The following is an 18,167-nucleotide window of genomic DNA, read 5'->3' on the forward strand; positions in this document are numbered from 1 at the left end:
CGGAAGCACAGGGGCCGGGGACGGTGCGGAGGACTGCCTCAGGCGGTTTCCCGACCGCGCCGGAAGCGCGCCAGCCCTTCGGAGAGCTCGACCAGCGGGTCCGGGTAGTCGTAGGCGGCCCGCTCGGGGCCGGTGAGGCGCCACGGCTCGTGGACGGCCGGCCCGGAGAGGCCGGCGAGCTCCGGCACCCAGCGCCGGACGTAGGCGCCGTCGGGGTCGTACCGCCTGCCCTGGAGCACCGGGTTGAGGACGCGGTTGGGCCGGCTGTCCGTCCCCGTGCCGGCCACCCACTGCCAGTTGAGCTGGTTGTTCGCCACGTCGCCGTCCACCAGCAGGTCGAGGAAGTGCCGGGCGCCCTCCCGCCAGTCGACGTACAGGGTCTTGGCGAGGAACGAGGCGGTGAGCAGCCGGCCGCGGTTGTGCATCCAGCCCTCGTGGGCGAGCTGCCGCATCGCGGCGTCGACGACGGGATAGCCGGTCCGCCCCTCCCGCCACGCCGCCAGGTCCGCCTCGGCCTCGGGGCCTCGGCGCCAGCGGTCGTGACGCGGACGGTAGTCCGCCCGCGCGGCCCCGGGCCGGGCGGCGAGCACCTGGCGGTGGAAGTCGCGCCAGCACAGCTGGCGCACGAAGGCCTCCGCCCCGGCGCCGCCCCGTTTCCTCGCCCGCTGGACGGCCTCCAGGGCGGAGACGGCCCCGAAGTGGAGGTACGGCGAGAGGCGTGACGTGGCGTCGCCCGCCAGGTCGTCGTGGCGCTGCTCGTACGCGTCACCGTGCGCCGTCAGCCAGGCGGCGAGCCGCCTGCGCCCCTCGCGTTCCCCTCCCACGGCGAGGCCCGGCGACACGTCCGCGATCCCCGAGCGCCCGGGCAGTCGGTCCGACCGCACGTCCGTCGGCACGCGCACCGCCCTGGGGGCCGCCAGCGGGGTGCGCAGGGGCTCGCCCGCCCAGCGCCGGTGGTACGGCGTGAAGACCGCGAAGTGGTCCGAGCCCTGCGGGGTGACGTCACCGGGCGGCACGACGTCCACCACGCCGTCGTGCACGTGCAGTCGGCAGCCGTCCCCCTCCAGTACCTCGCGCAGGTGTTCCTCCCTGGCCCGGGCGAAGGCCGTCACACCGCCGGCCAGATGGACCTCCCCGGCCCCGGTCCGCCGCACCACCGCCCTGACCTCGGCCGTCGTGTCGCCGTTCCGTACCACCAGCCGGCCGCCCCGTTCCTTCAGCGCCCGGTCGAGGTCCGCCAGGCAGTCGGCGAGGAAGGCCAGCCGGTTGGGCGCCGCGAAGCCGGCCCGGTCCACGGCCGGGTCGCGCACGAACAGCGGCACCACCTCCTGCGCCCCGTCGAGCGCGGCCCTCAGCGGCGGGTGGTCGTGCACCCGGAGGTCGGAGGTGTACAGAACGACGGCGACGGTCATCGCGTCCTCCCTGCTCGGCCGCCGGTCGCGAACGCCCCGCCGGCGTACTGGTCCCCCATTCCTACCTCCGCGGTTCCCCGCCGCCGCGCATGCCGGATGCGCGTGGCGGCCGCCTTCGCCGGCGCCGGCCACGGGGCCCGGGCCGGCATGGGCGTGGGGCGCGAGGGGTAGGTGAGGCGAGGAGGCGGTTCCCGTGTCACTGGTGCTGATCGACAGGCTGCGGGGAAAGGCCGGGGAAGCGCTGCTGCTGCGGGTGGCCGGACCCACGGCCCACCGCAAGCGCGCCCGGATCCATGGCGCCCCCGGTCCCCGCTGGTTCGCTCCGGACCGGCCGGTACGGCTCGTGCACGCGGACGCCTCGATGTACGTGGGCGGGCTCGCGGCGCTCCTCCTGCAGTCGCTCCACCCGCTCGCCATGGCCGCCGTCTGGGCCCACTCGGGATTCCGCGGCGACCCGTGGGGGCGCCTCCAGCGCACCAGCACCTTCCTCGCGGAGACGACGTTCGGGCCGGCGGAGGACGCCGAGCGTGCGGTCCGGCGGGTGCGCGAGGTGCACGCGCGGGTCACCGGGACGACGTCCGGCGGCGTGCCGTACCGGGCCTCCGATCCGGCCCTGCTCGCCTGGGTCCACATCGCCGAGACCCACTGCTTCCTGAGGGCGTACCAGGAGTACGGCCGGGCCCCGCTCACCGCCGCCCGCCGGGACGGCTACGTCGAGGACATGGCGTCGGTCGCCCGGCGCCTCGGCGTGCCCCGGCCGCCCGTGACCGAGGCCGCGCTCGTCGAGGCGCTGGAGCGCCGCCGACCCGAGCTGGCCGCCACGGACGAGTCGGCGGCCACCGCCCGCTATCTGCTGGCGGCGCCGCCGCTGCCGTGGCCGGTCCGCGTCCCCTACGCCTTGCTGGCCGCCGCGGCCGTGGACCTCCTGCCGCCCTGGGCCGGGGAGTTCCTCACCCTTCCGCGGAGCGTCCGGCTGCTCCTGCCCTTCGCGCGGCGCGGCGGCCTCGCCGTCACCGCGCTCATCCGCTGGATCATGCCCTCGGCGCCCGCCCGGGCGGGCGCCGACGCCTCCGGTCAGGGCCGGTGACGGAGCGCGCCCGGCCACCACACGGCGGCGCCGATGTCCCGGACGAGGGCCGGCACCAGGAGCGAGCGGACCACCAGCGTGTCGAGCAGGACGCCGAAGGACACGATGAAGGCGATCTGGACCAGGAACGCCAGCGGGATGACGCCCAGCGCCGCGAACGTGGCGGCGAGCACCACACCCGCCGAGGTGATGACCCCTCCCGTGGCGACCAGTCCCCGGCGCACGCCCTCGCGGGTCCCGTGCAGCGCCGTCTCCTCGCGCACCCGTGACATGAGGAAGATGTTGTAGTCGACGCCGAGGGCGACCAGGAACACGAAGCCGTACAGCGGGACGGCGGCGTCGGTTCCGGTGAACCCGAAGACGTGCTCGAAGACGAGGGCGGAGACGCCCAGCGTGGCCAGGAAGTTGAGACCGACCGTCGCCACCAGGAGCACGGGCAGCAGCAGGGAGCGCAGCAGGCCGACCAGGATCACCAGGATGATCGCGAGGACGACGGGGACGATGACCTTCCGGTCGTGTTCGGCGGTGACCTGGGTGTCGTACCGCTGGGCGGTGAAGCCGCCGACGAGGGCGTCGGCACCCGGCACGGCGTGCAGGGCCCCGCGCAGGTCGGCGACGGTGCGCTTGGCCGCGTCGGAGTCGGCGGCGTCCTGGAGGGTGACGTCGATCCGTACGCGCCCGTCGGCGACGAGCGGCTGCCGGGTGCCGGGAGCGGCGAAGACGGTCGCGGAGTCGACCCCGTCGACGGCCTCCGCGGCGGCCCTGACCGTCTCCGCCGTCTCGGCACCGGCGATGACGACGGCGGGATTCCCGGCCCCGCCGGGGAAGTGCTCGCCGAGGCGCGCCTGGGCGGCGACGGAAGGGGCGTCCTTGACGAAGATCTCGTCGAGCGGGACGCCCCGGGAGTCGAGCGTGAAGGAGAAGGCGGCGCAGGCGAGCAGGGCCGCGAGGGAACCGGCCCAGACCTTGCGCGGCGTGCGGTCGACCAGCGCCGCGACCTTGCGCCAGACGGGGTGCGCCTCGTCCCCGGCGGCGGCCTTGGGACGGGCGGGCCAGTAGGCGGCGCGGCCGAGGAGGACCAGGACGGCGGGCAGGAACGTCAGCGCGCTGAGCACGGCGCAGGCGATGCCGATGGCGCCGACCGGACCGAGCGCCCGGTTGTTGGTGAGGTCGCTGAGCAGCAGGGCCAGCAGGCCGAGCGCGACCGTGGCGGCGCTGGCCAGGACGGGGCCGAACGACTGCCGCAGCGCGGCCCGCATCGCCGGCACCCGGTCGCCGTCCCGCGCGCCGAGTTCCTCCCGGTAGCGGGCGGCGAGCAGCAGGGCGTAGTCGGTCGCCGCGCCGATGACCAGGATGGACAGGATGCCCTGCACCTGACCGTCGACGCGTACGACGTCGTGGTCCGCCAGGACGTACACGAGGGCGCAGGCCAGGGCGAGGGCGAAGACGGCACCGACGATGATCACCAGCGGGAGCAGGACGCTCCGGTAGACCAGGAGCAGGATCACCAGGACGGTCACCAGGGCGACGGCGAGCAGGATGCCGTCGATGCCCGCGAACGCGTCGCGGAGGTCGGCCTGGGAGGCGGCCGGGCCGCCCAGCCACACCTCGGTCCCCGGTACGCCGGACAGCGCCGTCTCGACCCGGTCCAGCGCGGCCGGCAGCTCGTCACCGAGGTCGGGGCGGAGCTGGACGACGCCCTGCAGGGCCTCTCCGTCCTCGGAGGGGAAGGCGGGGGAGGGGGTGCCGGCCACGCCGTCGGCACCCTTCAGGGAGGCCAGCGCCCGGGTGGCGTCCGTCCGCGCGGACGGACCGAGGGCGCCGCCGCTGCCGGCGGTCCAGACGACCACCACCGGCAGGGACTCCTCCTGGCGGAACGCCTCCTGGGCCTGGAGGACCCGGGTCGACTCCGCGCTGCGGGGCAGGAAGGCGGCCTGGTCGTTGGTCGCCACCTCGCCGAGCCTGCCCGCGTAGGGGCCGAACGCTCCTCCGACGGCGAGCCAGACGACGAGCACCAGCAGCGGCAGCAGTCTGCTCGCCCACCGGAGGGGTGTGGACACGGCAGGACCCCCAGGTCTCTCGATGATCGATTATCTCGATAATTGAAGCAAACTGAATCACGGGGCGCCGCGAGCGCCGCGACCGGGTCCCCGGCGGCGGGGGAGTGCTTCGGGGGTGACGTCAGCGGAGGGGCGCGCGCTGCTCGCCGAGCTCGTCGTTCAGCGCGTCCAGGTACCGCAGCACCAGGCTCAGCTCGTCCTCGGTGAACCGGTCGTTGGCACGGCCGGCGGCCACCGCCAGCGGCATGAAGTGGGCGCGTGCCGCGGTCCGGGCCCCCGGCACGTAGTGGATGCGGACCACCCGCCGGTCGTCGTCGGCCCTGCTGCGCCGGATGTGACCGGCCTTCTCCAGCCGGTCGAGGCAGGCGGTCACCGCGCCCGAGGAGAGGCCGAGATGCTCCCGCAGCAGTCCGGGCGTGGCGGTGTCGGGATGGTCGAGTACGAAGGAGAGCGCGTGGACGTCGGTGGAGTGCAGTCCCTCCGCGGCGGCGAAGCCGTGGACGAGGCGGTTCACCTCGCCGATCGTCCGGCGCAGGGCGACCGCGAAGACCTGCAGATCGGTCCTGGTCCCGTTCTCCGTCACGCTCTTTCCCGCCTGCCCGTCGACCACTCGGCCAGCTTATGCCGCGGCGCCCGCGCGGCCGCGCGGGGCCGCCGCCCGGGCCCGCCGTCATCGGTCCGGCCGATCCGGCCCGGGTCACGGCGGGCCCCGGCGCCCGCTCTCCGTCTCGGCGGTCCGGGCGATGTTCCGCGCCATGCCGCCGAAGACCACGGCGTGGAACGGGGAGACGCCCCACCAGTACGCGTGGCCCGCGAGGCCCTTCGGATGGAAGAGCGCCCGCTGCCGGTAGGTCGTACGGCCCGCGTCGTCCCGTTCGACGGCCATCTCCAGCCACGCGAGGCCGGGCAGGCGCATCTCGGCCCGGAGCCGGAGCAGTCGTCCCCGGTCGATCTCCTCCACGCGCCAGAAGTCCAGGGCGTCGCCGACCCGCAGACGCGCCGCGTCCCGCCGCCCGCGCCGGAGCCCCACGCCGCCGACGACCCGGTCGGCCCAGCCGCGGACGGCCCAGGCCAGCGGGAAGGAGTACCAGCCGTTCTCCCCGCCCACGCCCTCGACGACCCGCCACAGCGCGTCCGGGGCGGCGTCGACGGCGCGTGAGCGTTCGTCCGTGTACAGGCTGCCGCCCGCCCAGTCCGGGTCGGTCGGCAGCGGGTCGCTCGGCGCACCGGGCGGCGAGGCGGAGGACCAGCGGGTCGTGACCTGCGCGTCGCGCACCCGGCGGAGGGCGAGACGGAGGGATTCGTCGAACGGGATGGGCCGCCGCCCGGAGCCGGTGGGGCCGACCGGACCGGAGCCGGTGGGGCCGCCGGAGCCGGCCGGGCCGCCGGAGCCGGCGGGGTCGGCGGAGCCGGCGGGGTCGTGGGGGAGGAGGTACCGCTCGATGTCGTGCTCACCGCACACCACCTCGTGCCGGAGCGACTCGGTGAGGGGCTTGGCCAGGGCGGCCGGCACCGGGGTGACGAGCCCGATCCACTGGCTTGACAGCCACGGTGTGAGGACGGGGACGGGGACGATGAGGCGCCGGCGCAGGCCGGCGACCTCGGCGTAGCGCTCCATCATCTCCCGGTAGGTGAGCACGTCCGGTCCGCCGATGTCGAAGGTCCGGTTGACGTCGGCGGGCATGCCGGCGCTCGCCACGAGACAGCTCAGCACGTCGCGCACGGCGATGGGCTGGACCCTGCTGCCGACCCAGCTGGGCGTGACCATGACGGGCAGCCGCTCGGTCAGGTACCGCAGCATCTCGAAGGAGGCCGAACCCGAACCGATGACGACGGCGGCCCGCAGCACGGTGGTGGGGACGCCCGATTCGAGGAGGATCCGGCCCACCTCGGTGCGGGAGCGCAGGTGCGGAGAGAGCTCGTCGTCCGGCACCCCGCGCGGGGTGAGCCCGCCCAGGTAGACGAGCCGCCGCACCCCGGCGGCCCGCGCCTCGGCGGCGAAGGTACGGGCGGCCAGGCGGTCCCTGTCCTCGAAGTCGGCCGTCGAGCTCATGGAGTGGACGAGGTAGTAGGCGACGTCGACGCCGTCGAGCGCCGTGCGCAGGCTCGCGGCGTCGGTGACGTCGCCGCGCACCGTCTCCACGCGGTCGACCCAGGGGAAGTCCCGGAGCTTGTCCGGATGCCGGGCGAGGCAGCGGACGCGGTACCCGCCGCCGAGGAGCTCCGGCACCAGGCGGCCGCCGATGTAGCCGCTCGCGCCGGTGACCAGGCAGCGGGCGCCGCCGGCCGGACTGGGAGAGTTCATGCGCTGATCCGTTTCACCGATCGCCTCGGCGTACACGCCCGGCGGCCGTTCTTCAGCGGAGCGGGTCCACGCGGATGCGGGGCGACGGGCCCGGCCCGACCGGGGAGGAGGACGCGTCGTGCGCCCTCGGCCGGGTCCGTACGGGCGCGAGCCTCCGGAGACGGTCGAGGCGCCCGCGTGACGGCGGACGCCTCGGAGCAGCGCGTCTCGCCGGACCGGTCACTCGTGCTGGGAGGTCCCGACCGGATTCCTCACGCTCTCGCCCGCGTGCGGGCTCAGGACGCCGGCCGAGACCAGGACGATCAGCAGGATGCCGAGCAGGATCCGGTAGACGACGAAGGGCATGAAGGACTTCGTGGTGATGAACTTCATGAACCAGGCGATCACCGCGTAGCCGACGCCGAAGGCGATGACCGTCGCGAAGACCGTCGGCCCCCAGGAGACGTGCCCGCCCTCGGTCGCGTCCTTCAGCTCGAACAGGCCCGAGGCGAGCACCGCCGGGATGGCGAGCAGGAAGGAGTACCGGGCGGCGGCCTCTCGGGTGTAGCCCATGAACAGGCCGCCGGAGATCGTGGCGCCGGACCGGGAGACGCCCGGGATCAGGGCCATCGCCTGGCAGGCGCCGAAGATCAGGCCGTCGCGTACGCCCAGCTCCTTGAGCGACTTGCGCTCGCGCGCCGCGCGGTGCCTGCCGCCGGTCTCGTCGCGGGCGGCGAGCCGGTCGGCGATGCCGAGGACCACGCCCATGACGATGAGCATGGTGGCGGTCAGCCGCAGATCGCGCAACGGGCCCTCGATCTGGTCCTTCAGCGTGATGCCGAGGACGCCGATGGGGATCGAGCCCACGATCACCAGCCAGCCCGTCCGGGCGTCGTGGTCGGAGCGCATCGCCTTGTCGAAGAGCGAGCGGGACCAGGCCGAGACGATCCGCGCGATGTCCTTGCGGAAGTAGAGGAGGACGGCGGTCTCGGTGCCGATCTGGGTGATGGCCGTGAAGGCGGCACCCGGGTCCTCCCAACCGGCGAACGCGGCGGTGAGCCGCAGGTGGGCGCTGGAGGAGATGGGAAGGAACTCCGTCAGCCCCTGGACGAGCCCGAGGATGAATGCTTCGAACCAACTCATGGGGCCAGGGCCGTCCCGAATGTCCGTATGCGGTCGTGAGGTCGGTGCGCAGCGTACCTGCCCCAAATGAACAACCGTTCGCAGGACGGTCGCGCCGCGACCCGGACGCGCCGCGCCCCGGGCGTAACGGTGTCCCGAGGGTGCGCGGCGGGCGGCCCGCGTTCAGTCCTCCACGGGGCCCGTCGTCGTCCAGCCCGGTGCGCGGACGTGCGTCGTGAGGCTCGCGCGGTCGGCGCGCTCGCCGCAGTGGGCGCAGACCACGCGCGGGGACAGCGTCTCGCCGCAGCTGTGCTCCAGCACCACGGGCCGGTTCTTGTCGTTGAGGTGGCGGTCGCCCCAGGCCATCAGGGTCAGCAGGACCGGTCCGAGCTCCTGGCCGGCCGGGGTGGCCCGGTACTCGTAGCGCGGGGGCCGCTCGCTGTACGCGACCTTCTCCAGGATCCCGGCCTCGACGAGCCGCTTGAGCCGCGCGGTGAGGATGTCGCGCGGCGCGCCGGTGTTGCGGGCGATCCGGTCGAAGCGGTGGACGCCGAGGGAGACCTCGCGCAGCACGAGGAGCGAGTACTTCTCACCGACGAGAGCGAGGGTGTCGGCGATGGAGCAGGGGCGGGCGGCGGCCTTCATGAGCCAAGACTAAGGCAGTCGGGCGCGCAAGGGTTTGAAAATCCAACTCACTGGGCTATGTTACCGGCAGGTGTTGGTTTGGTTATCCAACTCACGAGAGCGGTCCGCCGCCCTCGTGCCCCTCTCCGCTCTGCCCCTCTGCCTCTCTCCCCATCCCCTCCCCTCTCCTCTCCCCTCACTCCGCCCTCGCCGAGTCCTCCAGGAGCCGTCTCATGCGTGACGCCGTCATCGTCGAAGCAGTCCGTACGCCCATAGGGAAGGGCAAGCCCGGCGGAGCCCTCGCGGACGTCCACCCGGTCGCCCTGCTGTCCCACACCCTCCGCGCCCTGATCGACCGGACCGGCATCGACCCCGCCGTCGTCGACGACGTCATCGGCGGCACCGTGGACCAGGTCGGCGAGCAGGCCATGAACACCACCCGGTACGCCTGGCTGGGCGCCGGCCTGCCCGAGAGCGTGCCCGCCACCACCGTCGACCGCCAGTGCGGGTCCTCGCAGCAGGCCGTGCACTTCGCCGCGCAGGGCGTGCTGTCCGGTGCGTACGACGTCGCCGTCGCCTGCGGCGTCGAATCCATGAGCCGCGTCCCCATGTGGTCCAACGTGCCGCCCGGCGCCGACCCCTTCGGCCCCGGCGTCGCCGCCCGCTACCCCGGGGGACTGGTCCCGCAGGGCATCAGCGCCGAACTCATCGCCGCGAAGTGGGGCATCGGGCGCGAGGCCATGGACGCGTTCTCGGCCGCCTCGCACGCCAAGGCCGCCCGGAGCCGGCAGGCCGGACTCTTCGACGCCGAGGTCGTCCCGTACGGCGACGTGCGCCGCGACGAGTCGGTGCGGCCCGCGACCACGCCGGAGGTCCTGGCCGGGCTGCGGCCGGCCTTCGAGGACCCCGGCTTCGCCGAGCGCTTTCCGCAGATCGACTGGTCCGTCACCGCCGGCAACAGCAGCCCGGTCAACGACGGTGCCTCCGCCGTCCTCGTGATGGCCGCCGACACCGCGCGCACCCTCGGACTGCGCCCGCTCGCCAGGCTCCACTCCTTCGCCGTCACCGGCTCCGACCCGCTGCTCATGCTCACCGGCGTCATCCCGGCCACGGAGAAGGTGCTGCGGCGCGCGGGTCTCGGCCTCGGCGACATCGACCTCTTCGAGATCAACGAGGCGTTCGCCAGTGTCGTCCTCGCCTGGCAGCAGGAGACGGGCGCCGACCCGGCCAGGGTCAACGTCCACGGCGGCGCGATCGCCCTCGGCCACCCGCTCGGCGCGAGCGGCACCCGCCTCACCACGACCCTGGTCCACGCCCTGCGCGCCCGGGGCGTCCGCTACGGACTGCAGGCGATGTGCGAGGCGGGCGGCCTGGCGAACGCGATGATCGTGGAGGCGCTGTAGGGGCGCGGCCGGGCCCCGGCCCCGGTCGCCTACCGAGCCCCCGGCCCGGTCGTCCGTCAGACCGGGGTGCCCGTGCCCGCGGGCTCCCGGCCGTCGGGGCCCGTGGGCGCGGCGAGCGGTTCGGCCGACGGGGCCACCGGCTCCGGGGCCTCCGCGCGTGCCGCGATGCGGTGGCGCTTGCGCCAGCCCACGACCGCCGCGGCGCCGGCCGACACGACGATGAAGCCCATCGAGATCAGGAAGGCGGGCGAGGTGGGAGACGTGGCCTGACTGCCCGCGATCACGTACGCGGCCGTGTTCGGTACGGAGCCGAGGCCGGTGGCCAGCAGGAAGGGCAGGCACCGCATCCGGGACACGGCGGCCGCGTAGTTCGCCACCACGAACGGCATCCCCGGGAACAGCCGGATCGCCAGCATCGAGCGGAAACCGTGCCGGCTCAGCTGGCCGTCCGCCGCCTTCAGCCAGCGGCCCCGCACGTACGGGCGCAGCGCCTCCTGGCCCAGCATCCGACCGAGCGCGAACGACAGGCCCGCGCCCAGGACCGTGCCGCCCAGGGACGCGACGAAGCCCGCCTGGGCGCCGAACAGCGCGCCCGCCGCCAGGTTGAGGATTGGCCGCGGCACCAGCGCCGCCGTGCACACGCCGTACGCCAGGCCGAAGACGAGCACCGCGACGGGGCCGCTCAGCTGCGGCGGCCAGCCCGCCGCGAGCAGCCGCTGCGGCTCGAAGAGCAGCACCGACGTTCCCGCGGCCAGCAGGATCAGGGCGAGGCAGGCCAGCCGGGCCCGGGGCGGGAGCGACACGCGGGAGCGGCGGGCGGGCACGGGCTCGAACACCCGGGGAGCGTAACCGACACCGGCGGGTGATCGCCGTGACGTGCGCCGCGGGACGTGCGCCGCGTGATGTGGAACGTGCGCGTGCGCCGCGGGACGTGCGCCGCGTGATGTGGGACGTGCGCGTGCGCCGTGGGACGTGTGCCGCGTGATGGGGGACGTGCGCGTGTGACGTGATGACGTGCGCCGTGGGACGTGTGCCGTGCGGGCCGCCGTACAGTGAGGCGATGAGCACACCCGCCGCTCCCGCCGTCGTCCCCGACAGCGCCCTCGCCGACACGGTGCTCGGCCGTCTCACCGAGGTCTACCCGGCGGCCGGAGACCCGTTCCGGGCGCAGGAGATGATCGCGTACATGAAGGGCGTCGCGCCCTTCCTCGGGGTGCGCACGCCCGAACGCCGCGCGCTCTCCCGCACCGTCCTCGCCGGACTGCCCGCTCCCGACGAGACCGACTGCACGGCCGTCGCCCTGCGCTGCTTCGCGCTCCCGGAGCGCGAGTACCACTACTTCGCCGTCGACTACCTGCGCCGCCACGTGAAGCGCTGCTCCTCCGCCTTCCTGCCGGTGGCCCGCACACTCGTCACCACCGTCTCCTGGTGGGACACCGTCGACCACCTCGCCGCCCACGTCGTCGGCGGTCTGGTCGCGGCCGATCCGGCGCTCGGCGCGCGCATGGACGAGTGGATCGCCGACGACGACCTGTGGGTCGTCCGCACCGCACTCCTCCACCAGCTCCGCTTCAAGGCGGACACCGACGCCGACCGCCTCTTCTCCTCCTGCCTGCTCCGCTCCGGCCACCCCGACTTCTTCATCCGCAAGGCCATCGGCTGGAGCCTGCGCGAGTACGCCAGGACGGCGCCGTCCGAGGTCCGCGCCTTCGTCGCGCAGAACTCCTCGCGCCTCTCGCCGCTGTCCGTCCGCGAGGCGCTGAAGAACCTGCCGCCCGTGTGACGGCACCCTCCCCAAGTGGCGCCCGCCGCCCCTAAATTCGGTCGACCGGGAGCCGTCGGACGGCCATCATCGGTGACATGTTCCGGCATGCCTTCCTCGCAGCGCCGTCCGCAGCAGTCGCGGACGCGCCGAAGGCTGCCGTCCTCACGGCTGTCACGGCTGTCACGGCTTCCACGGCCCTCGCGGCGCCCACCACCCGCACGGTTTCAGCGGCTCCCGCCGCGCTCCCCGCTCCCGTCGCTCTCCCGGCGCTCGGCGGCGACCGAAGCTGACTCTCCCCGGATCGTCCGGCGGACCCCACAGGGGGAGGGTCGGTTCGGCCCCGGGGTCCCCCTTCACGCTTCGAGCATCGAAACGAGCGATCCAGCCATGCCCAAGCAGGCATACGCGCGCACCAAGCCGCACCTCAACATCGGCACCATGGGCCACGTCGACCACGGCAAGACCACCCTCACCGCCGCCATCACCAAGGTCCTCAGCGAACGCGGCACCGGCGGTCCGACCACGTACGTGCCCTTCGACCGCATCGACCGGGCCCCGGAGGAGGCCCGGCGGGGCATCACCATCAACGCCGCGCACGTCGAGTACGAGACGGACACCCGTCACTACGCCCACGTCGACATGCCCGGACACGCCGACTACATCAAGAACATGGTCACGGGCGCGGCGCAGCTCGACGGGGCGATCCTCGTCGTCTCGGCGCTCGACGGGATCATGCCGCAGACCGCCGAGCACGTCCTGCTCGCCCGTCAGGTCGGCGTCGACCACGTCGTCGTCGCCCTCAACAAGGCGGACGGAGCCGACGACGAACTGTCCGACCTCGTCGAGCTCGAGGTGCGCGAGCTGCTCACCGCGCACGGCTACGGCGGCGACGCCGTGCCCGTGGTCCGGGTCTCCGGGCTGCGCGCCCTGGAGGGCGACCCGCGCTGGACGGCGTCCGTGGAGGCGCTGCTGGACGCGGTGGACACCTACGTGCCGGTGCCGGTGCGGTACGTGGAGGCGCCGTTCCTGATGCCGGTGGAGAGCGTGCTCACCATCACCGGTCGCGGCACCGTCGTCACCGGTGCCGTCGAGCGCGGCACGGTGCGCGTCGGCGACCGCGTGGCGGTGCTCGGCGCGGAGACGGAGACGGTCGTCACCGGCGTCGAAACCTTCGGCAAGCCGATGGAGTCGGCCCAGGCCGGCGACAACGTGGCCCTGCTCCTGCGCGGCGTTCCGCGCGGCACCGTCCGCCGTGGGCACGTGGTGGCCGCGCCGGACAGCGTCGCCCCGCGCAGCCGGTTCACGGCGCGGGTGTACCTGCTGTCCGCACGCGAGGGCGGCCGCTCGACAGCCGTCGCCACGGGCTACCGCCCGCAGTTCTACCTCCGCACGGCGGACGTCGTCGGCCACGTCGACCTCGGCGACGCGGGCGTGGCCCGCCCCGGTGACACGGTCACCATGACCGTCGACCTGGGCCGCGCCCTCCCGTTGGAGCCGGGACTCGGCTTCGCCATCCGCGAGGGCGGCCGCACGGTGGGCGCGGGGACCGTGACCGAAGTCCTCTGAACGGCGAGATCCGACAGGACGGTTGACGCACCGTTAAGGGAATGCCCGCGCTTCGCGGCTGTCCCGTCCGCGGTCGGCGGGGCCCGGAAGGAACCCTTCCGGGCCCCGCCCCGCACCCCTCCGAAGCGCTGCGCCAGACTCGGATCATGACGGAGACCGCGAAGCGCACGGCACTGGTACTGGGGTCGGGCGGGCTGACCGGCGCGGGGTGGGAAGTCGGGGTCCTGTGGGGGCTCGCCGAGAGCGGCGTGGACCTGACGCGGGCCGATCTGGTCGTCGGCAGTTCCGCCGGAGCGGTCGTCGCCGCGCAGCTCTCCTCCGGACGCTTCCCGCTCGGCGCGCTCTACGAAAGCCAGTCGACCCCGTCCGACGGCGAGCTCTCGGCCCGGCTCGGGTTCGGACGGATACTCCGGTACGCCCTTGCCGTGCTCGGTTCGCGCACGCCCGAGGAGTACGGGCGCAAGCTCGGCCGGCTCGCGGCCGCGGCCCCTACCGTCGAGCCGGCGGCGCGCCGTGAGGTCGTCGCGCGGCGGCTCGGGACGGCCGTCGAATGGCCCGAGCGGCGGCTGCTGGTCACCGCCGTGGACGCCGAGAGCGGTGAGCTCACCGCCTTCGACGCGGACGCCGGCGTCCCGCTCGTGGACGCGGTCACCGCCAGTTGCGCCATCCCCGGCGTCTGGCCCGTCGTGGACCTCGCGGGCCGCCGGTGGATCGACGGCGGACTGCACTCCACGGCCAACGCCCACCTCGCCGCCGGCTACGAGCGCGTCGTGGTCATCGCGCCCAGCGCCACCGGCAACACGGTGCTGCGGTCACCCGCCCGGCAGGGCGAGGCGCTCGCCGCCGCCGGCGCGCGGGTCGAGGTCATCACGCCCGACGCCGCGTCCAGGAGGGCCTTCGGCCGCAACCCCCTCGACCCGACCCGCCGCGGTCCCGCCGCCCGCGCCGGGCGGGCCCAGGCCGCGACCCACGCGCGGGCCGTCACCGCCCTGTGGGCACAATGAGGACGTGAACGAGCAGATTCCCGTCATCCGCGACGTCGACGGCGGCACCGCGAGGCTCATGCCCGACGTGGACACCGAGCGGGCCTGGCTGCTCACCGTCGACGGCGCCCCGCAGTCGTACGTGGACCTCGACGACCCCGGCCACCTGGAGTTCGAGTACGCCCGGCGCCTCGCGCACGTCGTCGACCTGCTCGCGGAGGAAGGCGCCCCGCTGGACGCCGTCCACCTGGGCGGCGGGGCGCTCACCCTGCCCCGGTACGTCGCGGCCACCCGCCCCGGCTCCCGGCAGCAGGTCGCCGAGGCCGACCGCGGCCTGCTCGCACTCGTCACCGAGCACCTGCCGCTGCCGGCGGACGCGGACATCACGGTGCACGGCGCGGACGCCCGCGCGTGGCTGGAGGCCCAGCCGGACGACTCCGCGGACCTGCTGATCGCCGACGTGTTCGGCGGCTCGCGGGTGCCCGCGCACCTCACGTCCGTCGAGTACGCCCGGCAGGCGCGGCGCGTGCTGCGCCCGGGCGGCACCTACGCGGCGAACCTCGCCGACGGGGCGCCCTTCGACTTCCTGCGCTCGCAGCTCGCCACCTTCGCGGCCGTCTTCCCCGAGCTCGCGCTGATCGCCGAGCCGGCGGTGCTGCGCGGGCGTCGCTTCGGCAACGCCGTCCTGGTCGCCTCGGACCGGGAGATCGACACCGCAGGCCTCGCCCGCCGCACCGCGGCGGATCCGTTCCCGGCGCGGGTGGAGTGGGGCGAGGCCGTGGCCGGGTTCACGGGCGATGCGCGCCCGGTCCGGGACACGGACGCGGTCCCGTCACCCGTGCCCCCGAACGGAGCCTTCGGCATCGGCTGAGGCACCGGCACCCGTCCTCCCCGCCCCCGTCACCGGCTTCGTGCGGCGTGTCAGGTTCCGTACGTCGGGTACCAGCAGCACCAGGGCCGTGACCAGCACGATCAGCGTCGCCGAGCCCCACAGCGCGTTGCTCCGGCCGAAGGCGGTCTCCGCCGGGCCCGCCAGGGCCGTGGAGAGCGGCAGCATCGCCGTCGAGCCGAACCAGTCGTACGCCGAGACCCGCGAGAGCTTCTCCTCGGGGATCTCCTGGTGGAGCGTCGTCATCCAGGAGACGCCGAAGACCTCGATCGCGACGCCGCTCACGAACATCGCCGCCGAGAGCCCGACCACGTCCAGCGGCACCGCGAGCGCCGCCGAGGGCAGGGCGATGGGGAAGACGCACAGGGTGCCCACGAGCAGCATCCGGCGCGGCTTCCAGCGCGCCATCAGCACCGCGCCGCACACCGTGCCCACGCCGAACGCGGCCAGCGCCAGGCCCCACGGGCGGGCGCCGCCCAGTTCGTCCCGGGCGACCAGCGGCCCGTACACCGACTCGGCCGCGCCGACCAGCGCCACCACGATGGCGAACTGGGCGACGATCGACCACAGCCAGGGCCGTCCGACGAACTCGTCCCAGCCCTCCCGGAGATCGGCCAGGAGCCCGCCGCCGGGCGCCCGTTCGGGCACGTGCCGGACGTCGAGGAAGGCGCGCAGCGCGCCCGCGACCGCGAAGGCGGCGGCGTCGATCGCGAGCACCCAGCCCGGGCCGAAGGCGGCGATCAGCGCACCGCCGAGCGCGGCGCCGCCGATGGCCGCGCCGTTCATCGCCATCCTGAAGAGGGCGAAGGCCCGGCCGGCCTGTTCGCCGCTCACGGTGGAGAGCAGCATGCCTTCGGCGGCCGGGCTGAAGAACGCCTGCCCGGTGCCGCACAGCGCGGTCAGCAGCATCATCTGCCACAGCCGGGCCTCGCCGGTCAGGACGAGCGCCGCGAACACCGCCTGCGAGACGCAGTTGAGGACGTTGGCGGCGACCATCACCCCGTGCCGGGGCACCCGGTCGGCGACCGCGCCGCCGATGAGGAGGAAGAGCACGAGCGGCAGCGTGCGGGCCATCGCCACCAGACCGACGTCACCGCCGTCGCCACCGGACTGGATGACGGCGAACGCCGCCGCGATCAGGGCACCGTGGGTGCCCAGGTTGGTGACGATCGCGGCGGCGGTCAGCAGCAGGTAGTTCCGGCCCGCCCAGCCGGGTGTGCGGAGGCGGATCACGACTCCGTGGACTCGGGGGCGAGGCGCACCGTGGAGACGATCTTCTTGATGGTCTCGTCCGACAGCTCGTCCTTCACGCCGTCGGCGCCGTACAGCACGAAGGTGGAGAAGTCACCCTTGGCGGTCTTGAAGGCGAAGGCGATGGACTTGCCGTCCGTCTCGCACTTGTTGCGCTTCTTGACGCCGGGCGCGGTGGCCGTCGACATGCTGCCCTGGAGGCCGGAGGCGGTGGTGTACGGCACGGCCTTGGTGATCTTGACGGTGCCCTTGGGCATGTGCTGGGCGTAGCCCGCCCACGCCCAGGAGCCGGCCGCGTTGTACGCCGCCTCCGCGGTGTCCTTGGCGCCCTGGGCACCCTTCGTGCCGGCACTGCTCAGACCCCAGGTCTCCTCGGTGCCGTTCTTGTCCGTGTCGAGCGCGCACCAGTTGCTCTTGAGGTGCGCGGGAGCGGACATGACGACGACGGGGGAGCCGTCGCCCTTCTTCTCGTCCTGGAAGCCGGTGACGGAACCCGGCTTCGAGACCTCCCACTCCGGAGGCACGTCGAACAGCGTGCCGTACTTCGGGTTGAAGACGACCTTCCACCCGGGGACCGTCGGCTGCTGGGCGGCGCCGTTGCGCGGGTTCTCGAGCGGCGGAGCGGACGAGGACGGCGGGTTCACGCTCGCCGACTGGGTCGGCTTCGGGTCCTCGGCCTCGTTCTTCTTGTCGTCGTCCTTGCCGAGGACGAGGTAGCCGGTCACGCCGGCCGCCGCGAGCACGGCCACGGCGGCGACGATCGCCACCATGGTCGTCTGCTTCTTCCTGCCGCCGTCACCGCCACCCGGCTGCGCCGGGCCCGGCACCGCGTACTGCGGCACGGTCGGCTGCTGGTACGGGTTGGGCTGCTGCCCGTAACCGGGCTGCGCGCCCGGCTGCTGCTGGTACGGGTTGGGCTGTCCGTACGCGGGTTGCGGCACGGTCGGCTGCTGGTACGGATTGGGCTGTCCGTAGCCCGGCTGCGCACCGGGCTGCGGTCCCGGCTGCGCGTACGGGTTCTGACTCTGGTCCTGCGGGTTCTGCTCGCCCCCGGGCGGCTGCTGTCCTGGCCACATGGGCCGTAACGATAGAGGTGTGGCCGGTGCGGGGCTACGGCCGCCCCCGTGGTGGGATGGCGAAGACTGCTACTCGTGGGTAACATCACGGCTCATGAGCGCAGACCAGATGACCGTCGGCGAGATGCTCGCCGCCACGGTGCCCATGGCCAGGACCCTCAACCTGGAGTTCCTGGAGACCACCGCCGAGCGCGCCGTCGTGCGCCTGCCGGACCAGGCCGACTACCACAACCACGTGGGCGGCCCGCACGCCGGCGCCATGTTCACCCTCGCCGAGTCCGCCAGCGGCGCCATCGTCCTGGCCGCCTTCGGCGACCAGCTGAACCGCGCGGTGCCGCTCGCCGTCAACGCCGAGATCGGCTACAAGAAGCTGGCCATGGGCGTCGTCACCGCCACCGCGACGCTGGGCCGCCCGGCCGCCGAGGTCGTCGCCGAGCTCGACGCCGGCCAGCGGCCCGAGTTCCCGGTCCACATCGCCATCACCCGCGAGGACGGCGCCGTGACCGGCGAGATGAGCGTGACCTGGACCCTGCGCCCCAACTCCTGACCCGGCGGGCGAACCCGGACGGCTCGGGGGGACCGAAGCCGGCCGGGGCAGGTCAGGGGCGAGCCAGCCGGGGCGAGCCGGGGCGGGCCCGGGGTCCG

The 18,167-nt window shown here is 74.2% G+C and carries 16 protein-coding genes; 7 read left to right on the forward strand and 9 right to left on the reverse strand.

What is annotated here, in order from left to right; all coding sequences use genetic code 11:
- Nucleotides 1-38: 38 nt before the first annotated feature.
- Entirely contained in the window at nt 39-1,412 is a 1,374-nt protein-coding gene (locus ESG85_RS03865) for a cryptochrome/photolyase family protein (protein ID WP_128976583.1), read from the reverse strand.
- 193 nt (nt 1,413-1,605) lie between these two features.
- Here ESG85_RS03865 and ESG85_RS03870 point away from each other — a divergent pair, with 193 nt between their 5' ends.
- Complete coding sequence (locus ESG85_RS03870) at nt 1,606-2,499, forward strand: oxygenase MpaB family protein (protein ID WP_128976584.1); 894 nt, start codon at nt 1,606-1,608, stop codon at nt 2,497-2,499.
- On the opposite strand, the gene ESG85_RS03875 is transcribed toward ESG85_RS03870, so the two are convergent.
- From ESG85_RS03875 to ESG85_RS03895, 5 genes are all read right to left on the reverse strand, one after another.
- Nucleotides 2,487-4,559, reverse strand: coding sequence for an MMPL family transporter (locus ESG85_RS03875; RefSeq protein ID WP_128976585.1), 2,073 nt, complete (start codon nt 4,557-4,559; stop codon nt 2,487-2,489). The genes ESG85_RS03870 and ESG85_RS03875 overlap by 13 nt on opposite strands.
- Before the next feature lie 121 nt (nt 4,560-4,680).
- Nucleotides 4,681-5,142, reverse strand: coding sequence for a MarR family winged helix-turn-helix transcriptional regulator (locus ESG85_RS03880; protein ID WP_246094795.1), 462 nt, complete (start codon nt 5,140-5,142; stop codon nt 4,681-4,683).
- A gap of 114 nt (nt 5,143-5,256) precedes the next feature.
- A complete protein-coding gene (locus tag ESG85_RS03885; RefSeq protein WP_128976587.1) occupies nt 5,257-6,864 on the reverse strand; it encodes an SDR family oxidoreductase in 1,608 nt (535 codons plus the stop codon).
- A 219-nt stretch (nt 6,865-7,083) separates the two neighbouring features.
- Nucleotides 7,084-7,986, reverse strand: a complete 903-nt coding sequence (locus ESG85_RS03890) for an undecaprenyl-diphosphate phosphatase (RefSeq protein ID WP_128976588.1) — start codon at nt 7,984-7,986, stop codon at nt 7,084-7,086.
- Nucleotides 7,987-8,148: 162 nt separating this feature from the next.
- Nucleotides 8,149-8,610, reverse strand: coding sequence for a winged helix-turn-helix transcriptional regulator (locus tag ESG85_RS03895; protein WP_128976589.1), 462 nt, complete (start codon nt 8,608-8,610; stop codon nt 8,149-8,151).
- 212 nt (nt 8,611-8,822) lie between these two features.
- Here ESG85_RS03895 and ESG85_RS03900 point away from each other — a divergent pair, with 212 nt between their 5' ends.
- The gene (locus tag ESG85_RS03900) at nt 8,823-9,992 is read left to right on the forward strand and encodes a thiolase family protein (protein WP_128976590.1); all 1,170 of its coding nucleotides are present in this window, start codon (nt 8,823-8,825) and stop codon (nt 9,990-9,992) included.
- Nucleotides 9,993-10,048: 56 nt separating this feature from the next.
- Here ESG85_RS03900 and ESG85_RS03905 read toward each other — a convergent pair whose 3' ends face one another.
- Nucleotides 10,049-10,828, reverse strand: a complete 780-nt coding sequence (locus ESG85_RS03905) for a TVP38/TMEM64 family protein (protein ID WP_128976591.1) — start codon at nt 10,826-10,828, stop codon at nt 10,049-10,051.
- Nucleotides 10,829-11,052: 224 nt separating this feature from the next.
- Here ESG85_RS03905 and ESG85_RS03910 point away from each other — a divergent pair, with 224 nt between their 5' ends.
- From ESG85_RS03910 to ESG85_RS03930, 4 genes are all read left to right on the forward strand, one after another.
- A complete protein-coding gene (locus tag ESG85_RS03910) occupies nt 11,053-11,775 on the forward strand; it encodes a DNA alkylation repair protein (RefSeq protein ID WP_128976592.1) in 723 nt (240 codons plus the stop codon).
- Between the two features lie 369 nt (nt 11,776-12,144).
- Entirely contained in the window at nt 12,145-13,323 is a 1,179-nt protein-coding gene (tuf, locus tag ESG85_RS03920) for an elongation factor Tu (protein WP_128976594.1), read from the forward strand.
- Nucleotides 13,324-13,469: 146 nt separating this feature from the next.
- The gene (locus tag ESG85_RS03925) at nt 13,470-14,327 is read left to right on the forward strand and encodes a patatin-like phospholipase family protein (protein ID WP_128976595.1); all 858 of its coding nucleotides are present in this window, start codon (nt 13,470-13,472) and stop codon (nt 14,325-14,327) included.
- 4 nt (nt 14,328-14,331) lie between these two features.
- Complete coding sequence (locus tag ESG85_RS03930) at nt 14,332-15,177, forward strand: spermidine synthase (protein WP_128976596.1); 846 nt, start codon at nt 14,332-14,334, stop codon at nt 15,175-15,177.
- Here ESG85_RS03930 and ESG85_RS03935 read toward each other — a convergent pair.
- Complete coding sequence (locus ESG85_RS03935) at nt 15,139-16,428, reverse strand: MFS transporter (protein ID WP_128976597.1); 1,290 nt, start codon at nt 16,426-16,428, stop codon at nt 15,139-15,141. The two genes, ESG85_RS03930 and ESG85_RS03935, sit on opposite strands and share 39 nt — an antisense overlap.
- Complete coding sequence (locus ESG85_RS03940) at nt 16,425-17,522, reverse strand: DUF8017 domain-containing protein (protein WP_128976598.1); 1,098 nt, start codon at nt 17,520-17,522, stop codon at nt 16,425-16,427. The genes ESG85_RS03935 and ESG85_RS03940 overlap by 4 nt, the downstream gene beginning before the upstream one ends.
- Before the next feature lie 109 nt (nt 17,523-17,631).
- On the opposite strand from ESG85_RS03940, the gene ESG85_RS03945 reads away from it, so the two are divergent.
- The gene (locus ESG85_RS03945) at nt 17,632-18,069 is read left to right on the forward strand and encodes a DUF4442 domain-containing protein (protein WP_128976616.1); all 438 of its coding nucleotides are present in this window, start codon (nt 17,632-17,634) and stop codon (nt 18,067-18,069) included.
- The last annotated feature ends 98 nt before the right edge of the window (nt 18,070-18,167 follow it).

Origin of the sequence: Streptomyces roseicoloratus, assembly GCF_004117935.1 — a bacterium.
In the GTDB taxonomy this organism is placed as follows: Bacteria; Actinomycetota; Actinomycetes; order Streptomycetales; family Streptomycetaceae; genus Streptomyces; species Streptomyces roseicoloratus.

Bases quoted from the DNA above. Each gene is read 5' to 3' on its own strand.
- ESG85_RS03865 (WP_128976583.1), bottom strand. From the start codon at position 1,412: ATGACCGTCGCCGTCGTTCTGTACACCTCCGACCTCCGGGTGCACGAC.
- ESG85_RS03885 (WP_128976587.1), bottom strand. From the start codon at position 6,864: ATGAACTCTCCCAGTCCGGCCGGCGGCGCCCGCTGCCTGGTCACCGGC.
- ESG85_RS03890 (WP_128976588.1), bottom strand. From the start codon at position 7,986: ATGAGTTGGTTCGAAGCATTCATCCTCGGGCTCGTCCAGGGGCTGACG.
- ESG85_RS03895 (WP_128976589.1), bottom strand. From the start codon at position 8,610: ATGAAGGCCGCCGCCCGCCCCTGCTCCATCGCCGACACCCTCGCTCTC.
- ESG85_RS03900 (WP_128976590.1), top strand. From the start codon at position 8,823: ATGCGTGACGCCGTCATCGTCGAAGCAGTCCGTACGCCCATAGGGAAG.
- ESG85_RS03910 (WP_128976592.1), top strand. From the start codon at position 11,053: ATGAGCACACCCGCCGCTCCCGCCGTCGTCCCCGACAGCGCCCTCGCC.
- tuf (WP_128976594.1), top strand. From the start codon at position 12,145: ATGCCCAAGCAGGCATACGCGCGCACCAAGCCGCACCTCAACATCGGC.
- ESG85_RS03925 (WP_128976595.1), top strand. From the start codon at position 13,470: ATGACGGAGACCGCGAAGCGCACGGCACTGGTACTGGGGTCGGGCGGG.
- ESG85_RS03940 (WP_128976598.1), bottom strand. From the start codon at position 17,522: ATGTGGCCAGGACAGCAGCCGCCCGGGGGCGAGCAGAACCCGCAGGAC.
- ESG85_RS03945 (WP_128976616.1), top strand. From the start codon at position 17,632: ATGACCGTCGGCGAGATGCTCGCCGCCACGGTGCCCATGGCCAGGACC.